18 protein-coding genes are annotated in these 19,240 nt (G+C 47.5%); 6 read left to right on the top strand and 12 right to left on the bottom strand.

The genetic code is table 11. From position 1 onward, the window contains the following. Positions 1-55 precede the first annotated feature (55 nt). Entirely contained in the window at positions 56-2,053 is a 1,998-nt protein-coding gene (locus DET62_RS03220) for a PhoX family phosphatase (RefSeq protein WP_110012928.1), read from the top strand. A 64-nt stretch (positions 2,054-2,117) separates the two neighbouring features. On the opposite strand, the gene DET62_RS03215 is transcribed toward DET62_RS03220, so the two are convergent. After that, the gene (locus DET62_RS03215) at positions 2,118-2,537 is read right to left on the bottom strand and encodes an organic hydroperoxide resistance protein (protein WP_034819178.1); all 420 of its coding nucleotides are present in this window, start codon (positions 2,535-2,537) and stop codon (positions 2,118-2,120) included. Between the two features lie 123 nt (positions 2,538-2,660). Further along, positions 2,661-3,116, bottom strand: coding sequence for a MarR family transcriptional regulator (locus tag DET62_RS03210; RefSeq protein WP_110012929.1), 456 nt, complete (start codon positions 3,114-3,116; stop codon positions 2,661-2,663). A gap of 178 nt (positions 3,117-3,294) precedes the next feature. On the opposite strand from DET62_RS03210, the gene DET62_RS03205 reads away from it, so the two are divergent. Together DET62_RS03205 and DET62_RS03200 are read left to right on the top strand one after the other, a co-directional pair. Then, on the top strand, positions 3,295-4,680 hold the full coding sequence (locus DET62_RS03205; RefSeq protein ID WP_011233345.1) for a family 43 glycosylhydrolase: 1,386 nt from the start codon (positions 3,295-3,297) through the stop codon (positions 4,678-4,680). Positions 4,681-4,772: 92 nt separating this feature from the next. Further along, positions 4,773-5,567, top strand: a complete 795-nt coding sequence (locus DET62_RS03200; RefSeq protein ID WP_011233346.1) for an SDR family oxidoreductase — start codon at positions 4,773-4,775, stop codon at positions 5,565-5,567. Positions 5,568-5,570: 3 nt separating this feature from the next. Here DET62_RS03200 and DET62_RS03195 read toward each other — a convergent pair whose 3' ends face one another. Beyond that, a complete protein-coding gene (locus DET62_RS03195) occupies positions 5,571-6,380 on the bottom strand; it encodes a UDP-2,3-diacylglucosamine diphosphatase (RefSeq protein ID WP_011233347.1) in 810 nt (269 codons plus the stop codon). Between the two features lie 407 nt (positions 6,381-6,787). On the opposite strand from DET62_RS03195, the gene DET62_RS03190 reads away from it, so the two are divergent. Continuing rightward, the gene (locus DET62_RS03190) at positions 6,788-7,078 is read left to right on the top strand and encodes a coiled coil domain-containing protein (RefSeq protein ID WP_110012930.1); all 291 of its coding nucleotides are present in this window, start codon (positions 6,788-6,790) and stop codon (positions 7,076-7,078) included. Positions 7,079-7,143: 65 nt separating this feature from the next. Here the strand turns inward: DET62_RS03190 and corA are convergent, their stop codons facing one another. The 8 genes from corA to kdpA are packed head-to-tail and all read right to left on the bottom strand — an operon-like array spanning position 7,144 to position 17,655. Then, on the bottom strand, positions 7,144-8,097 hold the full coding sequence (gene corA / locus DET62_RS03185) for a magnesium/cobalt transporter CorA (protein WP_110012931.1): 954 nt from the start codon (positions 8,095-8,097) through the stop codon (positions 7,144-7,146). Positions 8,098-8,125: 28 nt separating this feature from the next. Next, positions 8,126-9,157 (bottom strand): FAD:protein FMN transferase, encoded by a 1,032-nt coding sequence (locus DET62_RS03180; protein WP_110012932.1) that lies wholly within the window; start codon positions 9,155-9,157, stop codon positions 8,126-8,128. A 12-nt stretch (positions 9,158-9,169) separates the two neighbouring features. Then, the gene (locus DET62_RS03175) at positions 9,170-9,853 is read right to left on the bottom strand and encodes a response regulator (protein WP_110012933.1); all 684 of its coding nucleotides are present in this window, start codon (positions 9,851-9,853) and stop codon (positions 9,170-9,172) included. A gap of 1 nt (position 9,854) precedes the next feature. Next, a complete protein-coding gene (locus tag DET62_RS03170; RefSeq protein WP_110012934.1) occupies positions 9,855-12,536 on the bottom strand; it encodes a sensor histidine kinase KdpD in 2,682 nt (893 codons plus the stop codon). 21 nt (positions 12,537-12,557) lie between these two features. Beyond that, entirely contained in the window at positions 12,558-13,280 is a 723-nt protein-coding gene (locus DET62_RS03165) for a TorF family putative porin (RefSeq protein ID WP_110012935.1), read from the bottom strand. Between the two features lie 10 nt (positions 13,281-13,290). After that, positions 13,291-13,899 (bottom strand): potassium-transporting ATPase subunit KdpC, encoded by a 609-nt coding sequence (gene kdpC / locus DET62_RS03160; RefSeq protein WP_110012936.1) that lies wholly within the window; start codon positions 13,897-13,899, stop codon positions 13,291-13,293. A gap of 10 nt (positions 13,900-13,909) precedes the next feature. After that, positions 13,910-15,928 (bottom strand): potassium-transporting ATPase subunit KdpB, encoded by a 2,019-nt coding sequence (gene kdpB, locus DET62_RS03155; RefSeq protein ID WP_110012937.1) that lies wholly within the window; start codon positions 15,926-15,928, stop codon positions 13,910-13,912. A gap of 2 nt (positions 15,929-15,930) precedes the next feature. Then, positions 15,931-17,655, bottom strand: coding sequence for a potassium-transporting ATPase subunit KdpA (kdpA, locus tag DET62_RS03150; RefSeq protein WP_110012938.1), 1,725 nt, complete (start codon positions 17,653-17,655; stop codon positions 15,931-15,933). Between the two features lie 302 nt (positions 17,656-17,957). On the opposite strand from kdpA, the gene DET62_RS03140 reads away from it, so the two are divergent. After that, a complete protein-coding gene (locus tag DET62_RS03140) occupies positions 17,958-18,206 on the top strand; it encodes a hypothetical protein (protein WP_110012940.1) in 249 nt (82 codons plus the stop codon). A gap of 1 nt (position 18,207) precedes the next feature. On the opposite strand, the gene DET62_RS03135 is transcribed toward DET62_RS03140, so the two are convergent. After that, complete coding sequence (locus DET62_RS03135) at positions 18,208-18,879, bottom strand: sulfatase-like hydrolase/transferase (RefSeq protein WP_243734839.1); 672 nt, start codon at positions 18,877-18,879, stop codon at positions 18,208-18,210. Between DET62_RS03135 and DET62_RS03130 the strand changes: the two genes are divergently transcribed. Next, positions 18,772-19,152: an ATP-binding protein gene (locus DET62_RS03130; protein WP_243734832.1), complete on the top strand. Its 381-nt coding sequence runs from the start codon at positions 18,772-18,774 to the stop codon at positions 19,150-19,152. The two genes, DET62_RS03135 and DET62_RS03130, sit on opposite strands and share 108 nt — an antisense overlap. Positions 19,153-19,240: the final 88 nt, after the last annotated feature.

Here is a 19,240-nt window from a genome sequence, read left to right as displayed (position 1 = left end):
CGAAAATATAACGCTGAGCTTGTTAAGCCAGAGGTTTCAGAACGGGGAAGACGGCATGACCACGAAAGAGAAAAAGCTGAAGATTGATATTTCAGGTGTTGATCCAATTTGTAATAAGTCAAAAGGTGATGACTTTTACGATGTGGTGAACCGTCAGTTAAGCCGTCGCTCTTTCCTTAAAGGAGGTCTTGGCGTTGCCGTCAGCTCCTTTATGTTATCGCCTTTAATGGCGGGTTGTACGTCCTCTAAAGACACTGGCCGTTCATCTGCGGGGCTTGGTTTTCAGGCCATTGCCGGCAACCGAACCGATGTTGTTGACGTACCCGTAGGTTATCGTGCTCAGCCTTTTCTGCCCTGGGGTACGCCACTTGTGCCCGGTGCCGGTGATTTCAAAACTGACGCCAGCAATTCGGCGTTAGATCAGGCGCGGCAAGTCGGTTCACATCACGACGGTATGCATTTCTTTCCCATAGACGTGAAAGAAGGTGGCGCCTCCTCGAAAGAAGGGCTGCTGGTGATGAACCATGAGTACGTTGATCCACAAATTCTGCACGCTAATTTTTCTCTTAATGCGCCGCGCCCGCAGCAGGAAGTGCTGAAAGAGATGATGGCACATGGTGTATCGGTAGCTCATATTATTCGTAAACCCGATGGCGAATGGCAGCTTGTTGAGGGCAGCCCCTACAACCGTCGAATTACCGCAAGTACCCCAATGCAAATGAGCGGGCCTGTTGCCGGTCATGACAAGCTGGTAACCCGTTTTAGTCCTGACGGCACCAAGACTCGTGGAACCATTAATAACTGTTCGCATGGCCATACGCCCTGGGGCACTTATTTAACCTGCGAAGAAAACTGGGCGGGCTGTTTCATGAACGATGACGATACTCATCCTCGTGAGCATGAACGGTACGGTGTGAACCGCGAGAACAGCCGTTATTACTGGGAAACGGCAACGCCGGGTCTTGATGAAACCGCGCGCTTTAATGCCTCTTCTACCGGTGCTGCAGCCGAGGATGATTACCGGAATGAACCGAACCACTTTGGCTGGATTGTTGAAATAGACCCTTTCAATGCTAAAAGCACACCGGTTAAACGAAGCGCGCTGGGTCGCTTTGCTCATGAAGGTATTGTGTTTGCTCCGGCAGTGGAAGGTGAGCCGTTGGTGGCTTATTCCGGCGATGATTCGCGCTTTGAGTATATTTATAAGTTTGTTTCGGCGAAGCCTTATTATAAAGCGACTGCCTCAGGCGAGCTGTTGAATGAAGGTACGCTGTACGTTGCGCAATTTAATGATGACGGAACGGGTCGCTGGCTGCCGTTAGATATTGAAAACTCAGAGTTCCAGGCAAAGGCCAGCGAAGCGGGCGTCGGGTTCCATTCTCAGGCCGATGTGCTGTTAAATACCCGGCTTGCGGCCGATGTTATGGGGGCGACGAAAATGGACCGTCCGGAATGGGGCGCTGTTCACCCAACGACCAAAGAAGTCTACTTCAGTTTAACCAATAACACCCGGCGTACTGAAGTGCAGACTAATGCTGTGAACCCACGTGCAGAAAACGCTTACGGTCATATTGTGCGCTGGAGCGAAGGCAACCAGCAAAGCGCTGAATCCTTTCACTGGGACATTTTCTTAATGGGCGGCGAAGCGGGTACCCGCACTCCAAGTGCCGAAGGGGATGACCTGACTTTAACGTCTGACAACCAGTTCGCCTGTCCGGATGGCTTGTGGTTTGATCATAGAGGCACGCTCTGGATCCAAACGGACATGAGTGGTGAGCTGTTAAGTGAGGGCAGTTTTGGTAATAACGGTATGTACGCTGCGAACCCTGAGTCTGGCGAGTTGAAGCGCTTTTTGGTGGGGCCTGTGGATTGCGAAATTACCGGGGTGGTTACAACGCCCGACGGGAAAACCATGTTCGTGAATGTTCAGCACCCTGGTGACCGACTGGCGCCTGGTAAGTTTAGCAGTAGCTGGCCTGCCGGTAACGGTGCGCGTCCGCGTTCAGCAACGGTTATTATTACTCGTGAAGACGGCGGAGTCGTTGGAGCCTGAAATAGCCAGCCGATCAGTTAATCTGATCGGCTGAAACTCTGAATACCACGGGTGTTAGTCGCAGCTACACCGTAACGTTCAGGCGTACGTCGATGTTATTACGAGTCGCGTTTGAGTACGGACAAACCTGGTGTGCTTTTTCAGCAAGAGATTCCGCTTCGTCCTGGCTCATGCCCGGTAAATGAATGTTCAGCGTGGCATCAATACCAAACCCGCCTTCAATCTGACCAATACCTATTTCGGCTTTAACTTCAGTGTCTTTGGGCAGTTTGACTTTTTCCTGACCCGCAGCGAACTTCAGTGCGCCGATAAAACAGGCTGAGTAACCTGCTGCAAACAATTGCTCCGGGTTGGTACCATCACCGCCTGCGCCACCCAGTTCTTTAGGCGTTGTCAGTTTTACTTTCAGTTGACCGTCGTCAGACTCTGACTGACCATCGCGTCCGCCGGTTGATGTTGCTACAGCTTTGTACAGAATATCCATAACGATTACCTTACTAGTTGGTGTGTTGGGAACTAATACACATAATGTTAGTGCAATAATGGTTATCGCGCTAACAGTGTTTTCCGAATGGTGTTATCGATATTTTCGATACATTTGATTTAGTTAGCGGTTGGGCTTGTCTTGTAACTGCGCCCGCAGTGATTCAAGGGTTTGTTTTAAGGCAAGGGCCTCATTAGGCTCAAGCTGAGTGGCACAGAAAACCTGTTCTGGAACATCGCAGGCAGACTGTTCCAGTTGCCGACCTTGTTCGGTGAGGTATAAATGGAGTTGACGTTCATCGTCGGTATTGCGCTTTCGGGTTATTAACCCGCGTTGCTCCAGCCGCTTAATAACCGGGCTTAACGCCCCTTTTTCCTGAAACAACTTGTGGCTTATTTCAGTAATGGTCACGCCATCGCGCTCCCATAAAAGCAATAAAATAAGGTATTGCGGATAGGTCAAATCAAACTTTGAGAGCAGAGGCTTGTAGAGCTTATTCATTGCTAGAGAGGTTGAGTACAACGCAAAGCAAAGCTGGTTATCCAGCCTGAGCGCTTTATTACTGTTATTGTCTGTCATGCGTTGCTCCTGTGTCGTTTGTCTCAATGATACGCAAAGTCAGCTTACAAACAAAGTTTAGGGTTTATAGTTAAATAAGTTAATGTCTTATAGTAATACAAATTAACTTTGTGCGAATTAGGTTCGGGGTAGTCTCTAAAACTATTTCCCGGATACCTTAAACCAGGAATCATGTTATATGCCGAATAAATTAATGACTATGCTCGGGGGCTTTGTGCTGGCGGCTTCAGCTATTGGCTCTGCTGTGGCCGGAAATCCTATTATTAAAGAACGCTTTACCGCCGACCCGGCAACCTTAGTGCATGACGGTGTGGTCTATCTGTATGTAGGCCATGACGAAGCTAAAGAAGACGGCGACTTTTTTGTCCTTCGCGAGTGGTCTATCTATTCGTCAGAAAACTTAAAGGACTGGACGCTGGAAGGCGCTTTTCCCCGCACGGAATTTGAGTGGGCAAAAGGCGATACCGCCTGGGCTGCCCAGGCGACTGAACGAGACGGTAAGTTTTACTGGTATGTAACCGTACTAAACGACGACCCCGCTCCGGAAAAACAAGGTTTTGCGATAGGAGTGGCGGTGTCGGATGACCCGGTTAATGGTTGGAAAGACGCAATAGGCGGGCCATTGATAACCGCTGATATGACAGAATCGCCTGAATTTATGAAGGATGAGCCGTGGGACAATATCGACCCAACTGTATTTATTGATGATGACGGACAAGCGTATTTGTATTGGGGGAACACGCACCTCTACTACGCACGTCTGAAAGACAATATGACCGAACTGGACAGCGAAATTCATAAAGTTGATATCAATAACATGCCAGGTACCTTCACTGAGGCGCCGTGGCTGCATAAATACCAGGATAAATATTACCTGACATTTGCGATGAATTATCCTGAAGAGCTGGCGTATGCGGTAAGTGACTCGCCTGAAGGGCCGTGGGAATATCAGGGGCTGATAATGGATGTGTTACCTGATAGCGGAACTAGCCATCAGGCTGTTCTTGAGTTCGAAGAGCAGTGGTATTTGGTTTATCACACCGCCGCGCTGCCAACGGGTGGGAATTATCGTCGTTCGGTTTCGATAGAACATCTTGAGTACAATGAGGACGGCAGCATCCAGAAAATTACCCCAACGGCGTCGGGTATTCACTACAATGCGAAACAGTTGCAGGCCTTTTCAAATAAAGAGTTTCTGACTTATCAGGGTGACGGTGCCGCTGTTGCTGCAGGTGAGAAAGAAAACTATAGCCAGCTGTGGCATCTGCAGTCGTTACGCGGTGAGAAGAATACGGTTTCGTTTCAGCCTGAAGCATCACCTGGTTTCTACCTTGTTTCGGAAAACGGTAAGTTAACCGTAAGCAAGCATGATGGCTCAGACAGTTTTATCGCCAACGCGACCTTTAAGCAAGTTGAAGGCCTGTCCAATAGTGAGTGGTCTTCTTATCATTTGGCAGATAAGCCAGAGGTCTATCTGGTATTACATGAAGGCAGTCTGAAGCTGAGTAAACCTTCGTCTAATGAAGAGAAAGAGGCGGCGACTTTCCGGCCTTCTGCACCTTGAATATAATAAAAAGAGTCCCATGTTTTCCTTAACAAGCCGTGCGTTCATCGTTTTTCTATGTAGCACGGGTATTCAGAAAAAAGGAGCAGCTTATGCACATTGATCTGAACGGAAAACACGCCATTATTACTGGCTCTACAGCCGGTATTGGCTTTGCAATTGCCGAAGGGCTCGCCAAGGCTGGTGCTAATGTTGTGATCACCGGGCGTACTCAACAGCGGGTTGATGAAGCCATCGCCAAGATTAAAAAAGCGGCTCCTGATGCTGGCATTGAAGGTGTCGCAGCCGATCTTGGAACCGCGGAAGGTTGTAAAACTCTGACTGAACAGCAACCAGACACTGATATTTTGGTTAATAATGTCGGTATTTTCGGACCTGAGGACTTCTTTGAGGTGGATGATGATACCTGGCAGCAATTTTTCGATGTGAACGTGATGAGTGCGGTGAGACTCTCGCGCCATTATGCGAAAGGCATGAAGGAGCGTGACTGGGGGCGTATTCAGTTTATATCCAGTGAATCGGGCATTAATATTCCTAGTGAAATGGTGCATTACGGCATGACAAAATCAGCGCTGTTGTCCATTTCCCGGGGGTTGGCGAAAGTACTTAGCGGCACTCAAGTGACAGTTAACGCCATACTGCCCGGACCCACACGCTCAGAAGGCGTGCTTAATATGCTTAAAGACATGGCTGAGGAAGAGGGCGTTTCACAGGAAACAATAGAGTCCCGCTTTGTTCAGGAGAACCGGCCTTCGTCCATTATTCAGCGCTTAGCAACGCCTGAAGAGGTTGCTAATATGAGTGTTTACGTGGCATCGCCGCAGGCCAGCGCCACTACCGGCGCAGCGCTGCGAGTCGAAGGCGGTATTGTCGATACCTTAACTTAGCCTTTAGGCCGCGTTGTTATAGGCGCGACGGCGCCGACGAAAGCGACTTAAGCGAGCTGGCTGAGCATCCGAGAATGTGTATTTCATCAGCGACAGCTCGCCGTCATGGTTTTCAAACAGAGCCGTGCAATTTTCCACCCAGTCACCGGTATTGGCGTACAGTAAGCCGTCAGACTCAACCAATTCTGGGTGATGAATGTGTCCGCATACAATACCGTCTAAACCACGCTTTTTAGTTTCGCGGAATGAGGCCGCCCGATAGCGGCCAATGACTTCTTCGGCTTTACCAATTTGGCTTTTCACGTAGGCCGACAATGACCAGTAATTGTGGCCAAACAGGTTGCGAATGCGGTTTGTTGTTCGGTTAAGCCACAGTAAGAAGTCATAAAGATGGTCGCCAACAAACGACAGCCAGCGGCTATGGCAGGTTTCGGCATCAAACGCGTCGCCGTGCATTACCAGCAAACGTTTGTTGTCAGCGGTAGTATGAATAGCCTGACGTTGAATGCGAATACTGGCCACATCTGGATGGCGATATTTACGCATAACTTCGTCATGGTTGCCGGGAATGTAGATAACCTCGACACCGTTACGTGCCATTGCCAGTATTTGCTGAAGTACCTTATGATGCTGATCCGGCCAAAATATCTGCCGTTTCATTGCCCAAAAGTCGACAATGTCGCCAACCAGATACAACCGCTCAATATCAACGCGTTTGAGCAGGTGAAGCAGAAATTCGGCTTTGCAATCTTTAGAGCCAAGGTGTACGTCGGAAATAAACAAAGTTCGGGCGTTCAAGCGAGCCTGAGGCATAACGATCTCCCACTGTGGGTTTCGTCCATACTCCTCTGCTTAAATGAACCGCCGTTGACAGTTCATTTAAGCTTTTGTGACATCGGCAGACTATTTGCGACAAGATCAGCTTTATTATGAATGGCATAAAGTCAGGAAGCATTGTGCACCGGCTCAGGCATTAACCAGGCATAATCTTTAAAACGCTCATAGAGCCTGATACTCCGATCTAGCGTGCTTGTTCTACTTTTTGCCATGACATCCCTGTCTATTGGGTAATGCGAATATGAAACCCGAAAACCATAAACCGGACAAGCATCTTTACAGTAATCATACAGGAGAACCAGGGCCCGCTTGATTCCCAGACGACTTTTGACCATGCTTATTTAATTAAGTTACTGAGTAACGGTAAAAACTTGGAGGTTTAAATGGACAACAAAGACGCATTTGAGAAAAAGCACGAAGCAAAAATAGAAGAGATGAAAGCCGAGATTGACCGCTTAAAAGCCAAAGCAAAGCAGTCAGAGGCGGAATCTGAAATTAAGTATGAAGAAAAAATTAATGAGCTTGAAGCGTTAAAAGATGATGCGGAAAATAAGCTGGAAGAGGTTAAGAAATCCAGCAAGGACGCATGGTCTGACGTTAGTAAGGGACTTGAGTCGGCGACAGAGTCTTTATCAACGGCGCTGAAATCGGCCAGTCAGCAATTTAAAAAATAAAGGCTTTAGGGGTGGCTGCTAGCTGGCTGTTAGCCACCCCGCAATAAATGCGTCTTAACAGAGGCTTATAGCCAACCTTTACGTTTAAAGTAAAAGTAAGGGGCACACCCAGATAAAAGCATAAAACCAATGGCTGCCGGATAGCCTAGTACCCATTCTAGCTCAGGCATGAACTGAAAGTTCATTCCATAAATACTGGCTACGAGTGTAGGAGGGAAGAAGACGACGGTAGCAATCGAGAATGTTTTGATAATTTGGTTTTGCTGAATATTAATAAAGCCCTGGGTTGAATCCATTAGGAAATTAACCTTTTCAAACAAAAAGGTTGTATGCGACATTAGGGTCTCAGTATCGCGAGTGACACCTTTCAACGTTTCGAGTTGGTTTGTGTCAGCTTGTAAGTTGCGTAGTAGGTACGAAATATTGCGTTGCGAGTCCATCAGGCATAGCCTCATCTTACCATTTGAGTCCTCCAGTTTAGCCAGACGGGAAATGCATTCTTCTAGATCTGAGTCTTTTTCCTCAAGCACCGTGAAGCTTATTTTCTCTAGTTCTCGATGGATATCTTCCAGTGTGTCAGCATGATTCTCTATTTTTTGTTCAAATAACTTGATCAACAACGCGTTTATATTTCCACAGAGAATCTGCTTTCTCCTTGCGCGTAGCCTGAATAAGCGAAAGTCCGCTGTATCACTATCCCGAATTGTTATTAGAAGGTTTTTTTGCAAAATAAAAGCGACTGGAACGGTTTTGTGGCGTCCTTCAGAAGGAGCCAGGAATAAGCTATGAACGTGTATACCGGCATTATCAGAAAAACAGCGGGCAGAGTCCTCAATCTCTTCAACTTCCTCAATTTCAGGAAGCTCTATGCTTAAAAATGAATTCAGCAGTGCTCGCTCATTATCCGTGGCGTCGAGAGCGTCTATCCAGTCTGCTGCTTCAATAGATTGATGTTGTTCCTCTTCCGTTGCAGGCATTTCGGTAATGACATTATCGACAATTTTAAAAAAGCGCAGCATGGGGCTATCCTTTCTGTAATTGTAAGGTTTAATGCAGAGCTACATCCGATTGGTTATTCGCTAAGTCATCAGATTTAACTTTTATCAGCTCTTTATCAAAGCCGTCTACAAATAGAGCCTTTATATGGTGAGAGTTGGCAACTGCAAGGCCTTTTTTGCTGCCGAGACAGAGTAATGCGGTTGACCAAGCGTCAGCTGCTGTTGCATCGTTATGGATGACGGTAACGGAAGATGTACGATGGGTTACCGGGCTTAGGCTGCGAGCATCAATAATATGACTGTATTGCTGCTCATGAGCTTGGTAATAATGACGGTAGGTACCGGAAGTCATTATAGCTGTGGGGGCGTCGGTTACTACCTCAATGACGTCCAAAACTTCGCGTCGTTTATGGTTTGGTTTTTCAATCGCTACTCGCCAATGCGAGCCATCGGGTTTGTGCCCTCTGGTTTGTAATTCACCACCTATCTCCACCAGGTAGTTTTCGACGTGCGCCTGGTCAAGTATATGTGCCAACTGGCTTACGCTATAACCTTGTCCTATAGACGATAGATCAAGACGGGTGCCGGAGTTCTTTTTTTGTAGCTTGGAGCCTGAAGTTGCTTTGACGTTTTTGATACCGACGTTTTCTCGCAATCTTGCAAATTCCTCGTCTGTAGGTTCATGGAGCTCATTATCAAGAAAGCCCCACGCGCGAAAGGCTGGAAAGATGGTAGGGTCGTAACAGCCATTAGAGGCTTTTGATACCTTACCGGAAATATTAAGCAACCTAACGATTTCAGAATTCACCTCAATTGGCTCAAGCGATGCATTGTTATTAAATTTTTCAATTACAGAAGTATCCTGATAATTCGAAATCGACCGGTCAATTCGAGTCAGTTCATCGGCAAGATGAGTCTGCAGTTGTTTTTGGTCTACCGTATTTTCACTCCAGTAGCTCACGCTATAGGTTGTGCCTTGCGCATGCCCGGTAATCTTTTTTATTTCAGGTTGTTGATTACAGGCATTGAGTGACAAGCATGCAACGAGAATGAAAAAGTAGCGTTGTTTATTTTGAAACATGGGCAGCCTTTATTAACTGTCAACACAAAATCGGTAGCCTATACCGGCTTCGGTTCTCAAGTATTTGGGTTCGGTTGGGTCGTCGCCTAACTTTTGCCGTAGGTGGCTAATAACAATGCGAAGGTAGTGAGTGTCTTCCTTGTGGCTGGGTCCCCATATTTCGTTCAACAGCTGGCTTTGGGTAACCACACAATTGGGTTGTTTTACCAGGCGGGAGATCACCGCATACTCTTTCGGTGTAAGTTCAACGGGCTGTCCCGATTTCTTGACTATGCGGCGTGACAAATCAAAAGACAAGTCGTCTATTTCAAGAAGTGGTGAGGTGTCTGCTTGTAAGTGATCTCGCAAATTAGCTCTAACCCGGGCCAGTAGCTCTTCGACACTAAAAGGTTTCGTCACGTAGTCTTGAGCGCCATAGTCCAGGGCGATGATTTTTTCCTGATCCTGATTGCGCACAGATAAAACAATAACCGGCACTGGTGACCATTCCCGAATTTCTTTTAACACTTGTTTGCCGTCAATATCGGGCAGCCCTAAATCCAGAATGACAAGGTCGGGTTGCTGGCGGGCAACGCAACTTAGTCCGTCAGTACCGTTTTCAGCTTCAGTGACTTCATGGCCGGCACTAGACAAAGCGATTTTAAGCATGCGCCGAATTTGTTTTTCGTCATCAATCACAACAATCTTTGTTGCCACGTTACGACTCTTCCTGTTGGTTGTTCCCGTAGTCTAACGGCAATGTAATTTCGAAACGAGTACCTACACCATCCCTGGCAGAGGTTGCGACAACGTTGCCGCCATGTGCGCCGATCATACCTTTACAGATGGCCAGTCCCATACCCGTATTTTGTTTTTTCTTGTCACCGTCAGCAACAATGTAAAACATATCAAAAATTTTATCGCGCTGGTCAGATGGAATGCCGGGGCCCCTATCCTCTATGGCGATTAAACATTGCGCGCGGCCTTTATGCAGTTCAACAAAAATAGGGGATTCATCGGGACTGTATTTAGCCGCATTTTCAAGGATATTAAAAATTGCCTGTTCAACTAATGCCGCATGAACGTAAAGCAGAGGCGGTTCACCCATTCGTTCAATTTGTACGTTGGTTGATGGCCAATAGCGCTTTAATCGTCTAATGGCACTGCCGATAATGTCGTCTACAGAAACCCAGTCTCGCTCAATTTTTAGTGTGCCGTGACCAAGGCGGGTCATATCCAGTAAGTTCTGAATGTAGCTATCAAGCCGCTGACTTTCTGAAATGATGGTGTCAATTAACTCTATTCTGTCCTTATCGGGAAGCTGGTCATGCAATAGTTTTAGGCTTTCTGCTGCCCCCATCATAGCCGATAGTGGCGATTTCAGGTCATGAGACACCGAAGACAACAACGCCGAACGAAGTTGTTCTACTTCGGTTTTGACTCGCGCACTTTCTAAATCGGAAGCCAGATGAATACGACGCCAGGCATTAGAAGCCTGATTAAGCATGGCGAGAATTAAACTGGTGCTAGCGCTGTTAATGTCATTACTTTGTTCTGTTAAAGGAACGGCAGCGACTGCAACCACGGTGTCATCAACAATCACCGGATAGGTGGTCGCTTTAGCTGCGGACAGGGTTTCGGTTGTAACCCCCGCACTGGCTTTGTTTTTGAAGCTCCAGCGAATGGCTGCCTCGGTTAATTTATGAGGTGGTGCGGGAGGAGATTCTACAAACCTGAAGTCTGAATCTTCGTCAGGTACTGCAATAAGGCAATCAACTTCCGTTGATTTCCTTAATAATTTACTCAGGCGCTTCCATAAGCCCGTTTCATCGCTGACAGTTGCCAGTTCCTGAGCTAAATCGCGTAAGGTTTCGGCATAATGATTGGCTTGTTTGAGCAGTAAAAACTGACTGCGTATGCGTGATGCTGCAGGACCACAGATGAGCCCTATTACTGTCAGAAAGATGAGTGTGGTTACATCGTCATGATTATAAACCATCAAGGTATTTTTAGGCTCGGTAAGCAGGAAATTAAAGCTTAAAAACGAGAGTATCGCGGTAAACATTGCCGGCCGCGAGCCAGAGGTAAGGCCAACGAAGATAACCGCCAGCGTGTAAACTAAAACCAGGTTACCGACATTCAGAAAGTTCTCGAGAATAACGGCTAATAATGAAGCTATTCCAACGCCAATGGCACCATGGACATAACCGCTCAACTTGCCAAAGAAGTTCTGAACTGCTGGTGGTGTTAGCTTTTTCTTTTTCTGAACCGGTGTTGATCTGGCCCGGAATACCGTAACCTCAATAGGGAGCCCTAAATTGATTAAATGGTGATACAGGCGTTTTCGCCACCAGTTAAAACGGTTTCTGCGTCCGGCGCCTACCAGTACAGTGCAAACCGCATTATCCTTTATAAATTCGCTGACGGCGCTAATAGTACTTGTTCCTTTAAGTACTTTTGTTTGTGCGCCCAGCTCTTTTGCCAGCGCAAGGTTGAGCTCAATAGTCTGGGATTTTTCCGGGCTTCGGGTTTTGCCGGTATCCACCCAGGCGACGGCCCAGGGAATTTGTCTGCGTTCGGCAATTTGTCGGCCAACCCGAATTAAGTAACGATGGTCGCTGTTTGCGCTAACCAGTACCAGCAACTTGTCCATATAAATGCCAAGTCCTGACTTCTGATTAACGGCCAGCTCGCTTAGCATCGTGGCGTCGACCCGTTCCAGCGCTTTTTTCATCGCCAGCTCTCGCAATGCGGTTAAGTTCGCCGATGAAAAAAACGATGATAAAGCTGAGCGCGCGTATTCGGGTAGATACACTTTACCTTGTTGCAAGCGTTCAATCAGTGTCGCCGGTGGCAGATCAATAAAGCGAATTTCGTAGGCACTATCGACAAAATGGTCGGGTACCGTTTCATTCACCCTAACTCCGGTCATTTGCAAAACCAGATCGTTGACACTGGCCATGTGCTGAATATTAACCGTAGTGTAAACGTCTATACCGGCATTCAGTAGTTCTTCAATGTCCTGATAACGCCGCTTGTTGCGGCTGCCGGGAACATTGGTATGGGCGAGCTCGTCAACCAGTATCAGGTCGGGTTTGCGTTGCAAAGCGGCATCGACAGCAAATTCTGACAACTGAGTTCCGTGATACTCAATTTGAGTCAGCGGCAGTTGCTCAAAACCATCAGCCATTTGTTGGGTGTCTGAGCGCCCATGAGTTTCGACCAGGCCAATAATGGTTTCCCGACCGCTTTGCTGTTTTTCTTTGGCTGCAGCTAGCATGGAGTAGGTTTTTCCTACCCCGGGTGCCGCACCCAAAAATACTGTCAGGCGTCCACTATTTTCTTGTTCTACACGCTGTAGAATAGCATCTGCCTTTTGCTCGCGATTCGAGTCGTCCATTATTGGCCTCTTCTTAAAAATTTAAAACGACGATGACAGGCTAACAACCATACGACCGTCACAAATGTCGACGCAGGACTGTTTATCAATATCGGTGTCAATATAACCTAAATCCAGGCTGATGCTATCGGTCAGGCTGTAATTTAACGTCACTGACCAGTCCCAGTATGCATCGTCTGTTGTCGGCGCTGCCCCCAAGAACTGCGTCAGTTCATTTTCGGAATCAAACTGATTCAGACCGGCATGCAAATTCACGGACCATTTCTCCGTAAACTGATAACCGTAGTCACCAGCAACGTAGTAAAAGCTGTCGACTCCGGTTCCAAAGTAGTCGTCTGAATAGACTATGTTTAAGTTAAAGTCCCGGAACGTGATGTTGGTGTAAATTTCGTTGTAGTTAAACTCAGCTCCTACACCGTTACCGCTAGGATAAAGGTAGCGAATAACACCAAAATCCAATGCCCATTCATCGTTAAGTGACTGACTCCAGCCGGCATAGATATCGGCTTCGGTACTGCCTTCACCAAAGCCGACATTAGATGCCCAGACACCAGCGTACCAACCATTTTCGAGTGCCAGGTCAAAGCCACCTTGAATAGCTGGATCTTCATTGGTCTGTGACACGCCGCGGAACACATAATCGCTGGTTAATGTCAGGTTCGAAGAAACGCTGTAATCATTTGCTAACGCTGAGCTTGTGCCCAGCGCGCAGGTAACCAGTGAAAAAAGTGCGGTTTTAATCATTTTCACGTTGCTAATCCTCTGTGTTTTCGTTTTTCATGGATGCGTTATCAAGCGCTATATTAAGCTTGAGAACGTTCACCCGGGGTTGACCGAATAAGCCCAATTGCTTGCCTTCGGTGTGTTCATCAATTAACGCCTTTACCTGATTAAGTTGCAGACCGCGAGTATTTGCTATGCGCGGAGTCTGAAACTCTGCTGCTTGTGGGCTAATGTGTGGATCAAGCCCAGCGCCTGAAGCAGCCAGGAGCTCTGGAGGTATTTTGTTAGCGTCCACACCTTCTAAAGCTTGTATGGACTGGCTGCGAGCTCTGACCTGATCACGCAACTCAGGATTAGAAGGTGCAAGGTTACTTCCGCCGGTTCCTGTTGGATCGTATCCCGCGGCGCTGGGACGGGCATAGAAATAATTCGGAGCCTGAAAGTCCTGTGCGACGAATTCAGATCCAATAGCCTTGCCGTCCTTTTCAATGATGCTGCCGCTGGCCTGATGCGAAAATAACTGCTCGCCTACCAGCGTTGTGGCACCGGTGTAGATAACACCACACACAATAATGAGTGTGGCGCTAAAGCGAATGCCTGTAATGATGCTGCCTGCAGAGCTTGAATTTAATGTAGTCATGACTCGCTCCTTAAATGAACAGACTGACGACTAGGTCAATAAGTTTGATAGCGATGAATGGCAGAACAATACCGCCAAGACCGAATATCAGCATGTTATTGCGTAAGATTTTCTCAGCGCTGTTACTTTTCAGCTTAACGCCGCGCAGAGCCAGTGGAACCAGAGCAGGAATAATCAAAGCGTTAAAAATTAATGCTGAGATAACGGCTGACTGCGGACTGCCTAAATTCATAATGTCCAGTGTCGACATTAACGGCAGGGCACTGGCGAAAACCGCAGGAATGATAGCGAAATACTTCGCAACATCGTTTGCCAGCGAGAACGTGGTCATTGCGCCGCGAGTAATCAGTAGTTGTTTACCCACTTCAACTACTTGCAGCAGTTTGGTTGGGTCGGAGTCCAAATCGACCATGTTACCGGCTTCTTTCGCCGCCTGGGTTCCCGAATTCATAGCAAGGCCAACGTCCGCTTGTGCCAGTGCCGGCGCATCATTGGTGCCGTCACCGACCATGGCGACCAAGTGTCCCTTTGCCTGTTCTTCGCGAATAAGGCTTAACTTATCTTCCGGCTTTGCTTCGGCGATAAAGTCATCAACACCGGCTTCCGCGGCAATTGCACCGGCAGTTACATGGTTGTCACCGGTCACCATGACGGTTTTCACACCAAGTTTGCGCAGTCTTGCAAAACGTTCTGCAACACCGGGCTTTATGACATCGGACAATGCAATAACACCCAGAATTCTATCCTGATCGGCGACTATTAACGGAGTTGCCCCCTGTTTGGCGACTTTCCCGATTTCAGCATTAAGGTTGTTTGGCCAGGACACACCCTTTTCTTCCTCGAAGGTGTGGATAGCGTCACCGGAACCTTTGACAAAAAACTCATCGTTGCTGATTTTTAGACCCGAAAGCCGGGTGGTTGGCGAAAAAGGAATAAACTCAGCGCCTTCCGGATAGCTTTCATCTAACCCTTTGTTTTGTTTAGCAAGCTTAACAATGGATTTGCCTTCAGGAGTCGGGTCGTCAACCGACGCCAGATAAGCTGCCTGAATGAGTTCGTCTTTGCCCACACCTTGCGCCGGGATGAAATCAGTTGCCTGACGGTCACCGTAGGTAATGGTTCCGGTTTTATCCAGCAACAAGATGTCTATATCACCCGCTACCTCAACAGCCTTACCGGATTTAGCGATAATATTTGAGGTCAAAGCACGGTTCATTCCGGCAATACCAATAGCCGGAAGCAAACCACCGATGGTGGTTGGTATTAAGCAAACCAACAAGGCGATGAGCATGATGTAGTTGAGCTCGACATCGACAAAGGAGGCCAGTGCGGGCAGCGTCATGACGACAATAAGAAACACCGCAGTGAGTGCTGCAAGCAGAACCGTCAGCGCTATTTCGTTCGGCGTTTTCTTGCGTTCTGCGCCTTCGACTAAACCAATCATTTTGTCGAGGAAACTGTTGCCCGGGTCGTCAGACACTTTAATGAGAACTTCGCCAGTCAAAAGCTTGGTACCACCAATAACGCCGGAATGGTCTGTGTTTGCTTCGCGCAATACCGCCGCCGACTCTCCGGTTACTGCCGATTCGTTGACCGTAGCAACACCTTCAATAATTTCGCCGTCGGCAGGAATGTATTCGTCCTGTTGAACCCGAACAACGTCATTTTTTCGGAGATCTGTGGCTTCGGTTTTAACGAACTCACTGCCTTCTTTTTTGAACGCAACCAAGGCTTGTTTCGTTGCGCGGAGACTTGCCGCCTGGCCTCGTCCGCGGGCTTCCGCAACCGACTCTGCGAAATTAGCAAACCAAAGTGTTACGAACAAAATTAAAGAGGTGATGAGCTCAAACCCGAAGCTCAGACCACTGGCTATTTTTATGCCTGTGGTCGCGATACAAATGACGGTTCCGATAAGAACCACAAACATTACCGGATTTTTCGCCATATAGCGGGGCGCCATTTTTTTCAGTGCGTCGACCAGAGCGCCTTTTACTGCTGTGGACGACAATGTTTTAGCTTGAGTAGTCATGATTAGCCCTCCACCCCAAGTGATGCCAGCTGCAGTGCTTCACCAATAGGGCCGATAACCGCCGCAGGAAGAAATGAAAGAAAGTTAAGAATGAGAATGACCGCGACTAAAGTGACACCAAAAGTCACACTTTCGACGCTTAAGCTTGCTTTGCTGGTTGGTATGGTGCGTTTTTTCGCCATCATTCCGGCTATTGCTAACGGAATAATTAAGGGCAAATAGCGACCTAGAATCAGCACAATGACGCAACTGATGTTCCACCATACGGTATCGTCGCCTAAGCCTTCGAAGCCGGAACCGTTATTAGCAAAAGCAGAAGTGTACTCATAAAACACCTGCGAAATGGCGTGGAAACCCGGGTTGCTATTGCCCGTGAGTGCAGGCAGAGCAACCGTTATTGCAGTAAAGCCAAGAAGAACGATAGTTGGCAAAACAATAAGGCTACCAAGCAGGGTTATCTCGCGGGTTTCCACCTTTTTACCAAACAGCTCTGGTGTGCGACCAATCATTAACCCGGATAAGAAGACGGCTATCCAGACGTAGATAACAAAGTTAACAAAGCCTGAGCCTATGCCGCCCCAAATGCCGTTAATAAGCATGCCCGAGCGAGTCATAAGCCCGCCAACGGGGTTAAATGAATCGTGCATGGCGTTAACCGAACCGTTAGAGGTTTGTGTGGTTAAGGTACCCCAGAGTGCCGACAGTTCAGGGCCAAACCGGGTTTCCTTGCCTTCCCAGTTGGAGCCTTCTGCTGCCAGTTCATTGAATGCGGCATTAGGTTGTAGTTCGCTGTATACCGTCAGGCCGATGAAGCTGACGCTGAATACGGCCATCACCACAAATGACATGACTCCGAATTTTTTACGCCGCACCATGCCGCCAGCTAAAAACACAACACCCATAGGTATAAGTACAAGCGCGATGGTCTCGACTGCATTCGATACAGGTGTTGGATTTTCCAGTGGGTTGCTGCTGTTGGGGCCGTACCAGCCTCCACCGTTAGTGCCCAGTTGTTTAATTGCCACCATTGAAGCGACCGGGCCAACAGGAATTGTTTGTTCGGTTACTTCACTCTGAGAGTCCAGGGTTTCGACATTTTGAGCACCTTTAAAGGTACTGGGCACACCTTGTGATGCCAGAATGAGCGCAACAACGGCTGCCAGAGGAATAAACACGCGAGTCAAGCCGCGAACGACGTCAACATAGTAGTTGCCTAAATCGCGCTCCTGACCGTCTTTGGCAAATTTCTCGTCGCGACCGCCGACCATACCGCGGAGCATAGCCACGCAGACCGCCAGCCCCATAGCTGGAGTTACAAACTGCAAGGTAACAATTAAGGTGCCCTGTGACAGATAAGACAGTTGTGCTTGACCTGAGTAGTGCTGTTGGTTCGTGTTAGTCAGGAAAGAAACCGCTGTGTGAAGCGCCAAATCCCAGCTAAGCGGACCAATTCCGTCGGGGTTCATCGGTAACACGTGCTGGAACTTCAAAATTAAAAAAGCAATGATGCCCAGTACGAGATTACTTAACAGAAAAGCGACGCCGTAGCTCTTCCAGGTCATAGAGACGCCGGGGTTAATACCAATACAGCGATATATAACTTTTTCGATAGGGTTAAAAAGTCGATCGGAGAAGTGCGCCTGACCAGAGAATACTCCAGTCATGTAACGACCTAAAGGATAAGCCAGTGCGACCGCAATCGCCATAATAAGAATAATTTCAAACATAAAGCCCCCTTAAAACTTTTCAGGGGCAAACATCGCTACGGCAAGATATGCCAATAGCGATACGCCAATGAGTAGTAATAGCCAAGTCATGTCAATTTCCTCTGTTGATGACTGAGACAATGGCAATGTATTGTGGGGGAGCGTAAATTCTCTAGAACGGAACATTGAAGAGGCGTAAAGATTTCGTAATTTTGGCGAATAACAGGCGAAATAGCGGAATAAAAATCTAAAAACACAGAGTGAGTTGATATCTCTATCAACTCAAGGTAGCTTCAGTCCATTCTCACTAAACTGAAGCCACTATGTCGTCTTTATTAAACTGGATGAAAACTCTGGGCACGATACCTTTAGCCCTTTGCGTTCTTTTCGTTGTATTTTTGCCCTCAATCTTATTCGCGGCATTTATTGTCTGGATTTTTGACTTGCTGTTTCTAGACCTGGCATGGATGTCCTGGCCAACTTTTTGGTGGATACTGGGCGTTTGGGTTGTGACCATGATCATTGCGTTAGCTGGTCAAGCCGACAAGATCCTGTTTGGTACGCCGAAGTAGTCTAATCTTTAGGAACATAATATCCTCGCGATTGATACAAGATGGACGGCAACATAGCGAATGCTCTTATTTTTTTTAACTGCTCGGGGCTTAGCGGATCCTCTATCGGCTCTTGCTTATCGGCTTCCGGGATATAGCGATAATGCTCAGTTGGCTTATTTACCCTAAGAACGGTTAAAGTATCACCTTCCAACCATCCGTAGTTGTCGCCAAACTGCATCATTGCCCGGTTTTCCGGAGCTTTATCTGTGCGACTTAAATCCTGCCCTACTGTTGGCAAATAGGCGGAAACACCTGCTAAAGAGAGTAATGTGGGAGCCAAGTCAATTTGGCTTGCCGTCGACTTAATGGTTCGTGGTTCAAGATCTGCGCCTAAAATCAGTCCTGGTATGTGGAATTTATTGACAGGGATTAAGTCGTCACCGTAAACCCGGGTATCATGATCGGCCACGACCAAAAATAAGGTGTTATCCCAGTAGTCACTTTGTCTGGCTTTTCTAAAGAACTCTCCGAGTGCGTAATCCGCATATTTAACCGCATTATTCACGGTATTTTTAGGCTCATCATGAAGCTTTATAGTGTTATCGGGGAACTCAAACGGTTCGTGATTAGAGGAGCTAAAAGCCAGGGTGAAGAAAGTTACCTCTATCTTTTGTTTGCTAACGCACTGGATAACGCAATTAAGTATGCGGTTCCGGGCTCTCATATCGGAATCGAAGTCACCGAAAACCAGATATTTGTTTGTAACCGCGTCGCTGCAGACCATGTTATTGATATTGACCGAATTACCGAGCGGTTTTATCGCGGAAAACAGCTAGATGTTGAGGGCTCCGGACTGGGTCTGAGTATTGTGAAGAATTTGGCCGAGCAACTCGGCGTTCAGATTAACTTTCGACATATCGATGATGAGTTCTGTTTTATTGTAACTTTTGATACGGATCAATAAGCGGCTGTATTCCCGGCGTTGAGCGCATAAGCTTAATATTTCCTTAAGGTAGTGTGCTATACTCAAGTCATTAAACACCTTTTGGAGT

Source organism: Idiomarina sp. H2, assembly GCF_004364275.1.
Classification (GTDB): Bacteria; Pseudomonadota; Gammaproteobacteria; order Enterobacterales; family Alteromonadaceae; genus Idiomarina; species Idiomarina loihiensis.
Note: the sequence above shows the minus strand (reverse complement) of the source record. Positions and strands in the feature narration are given on the sequence as shown.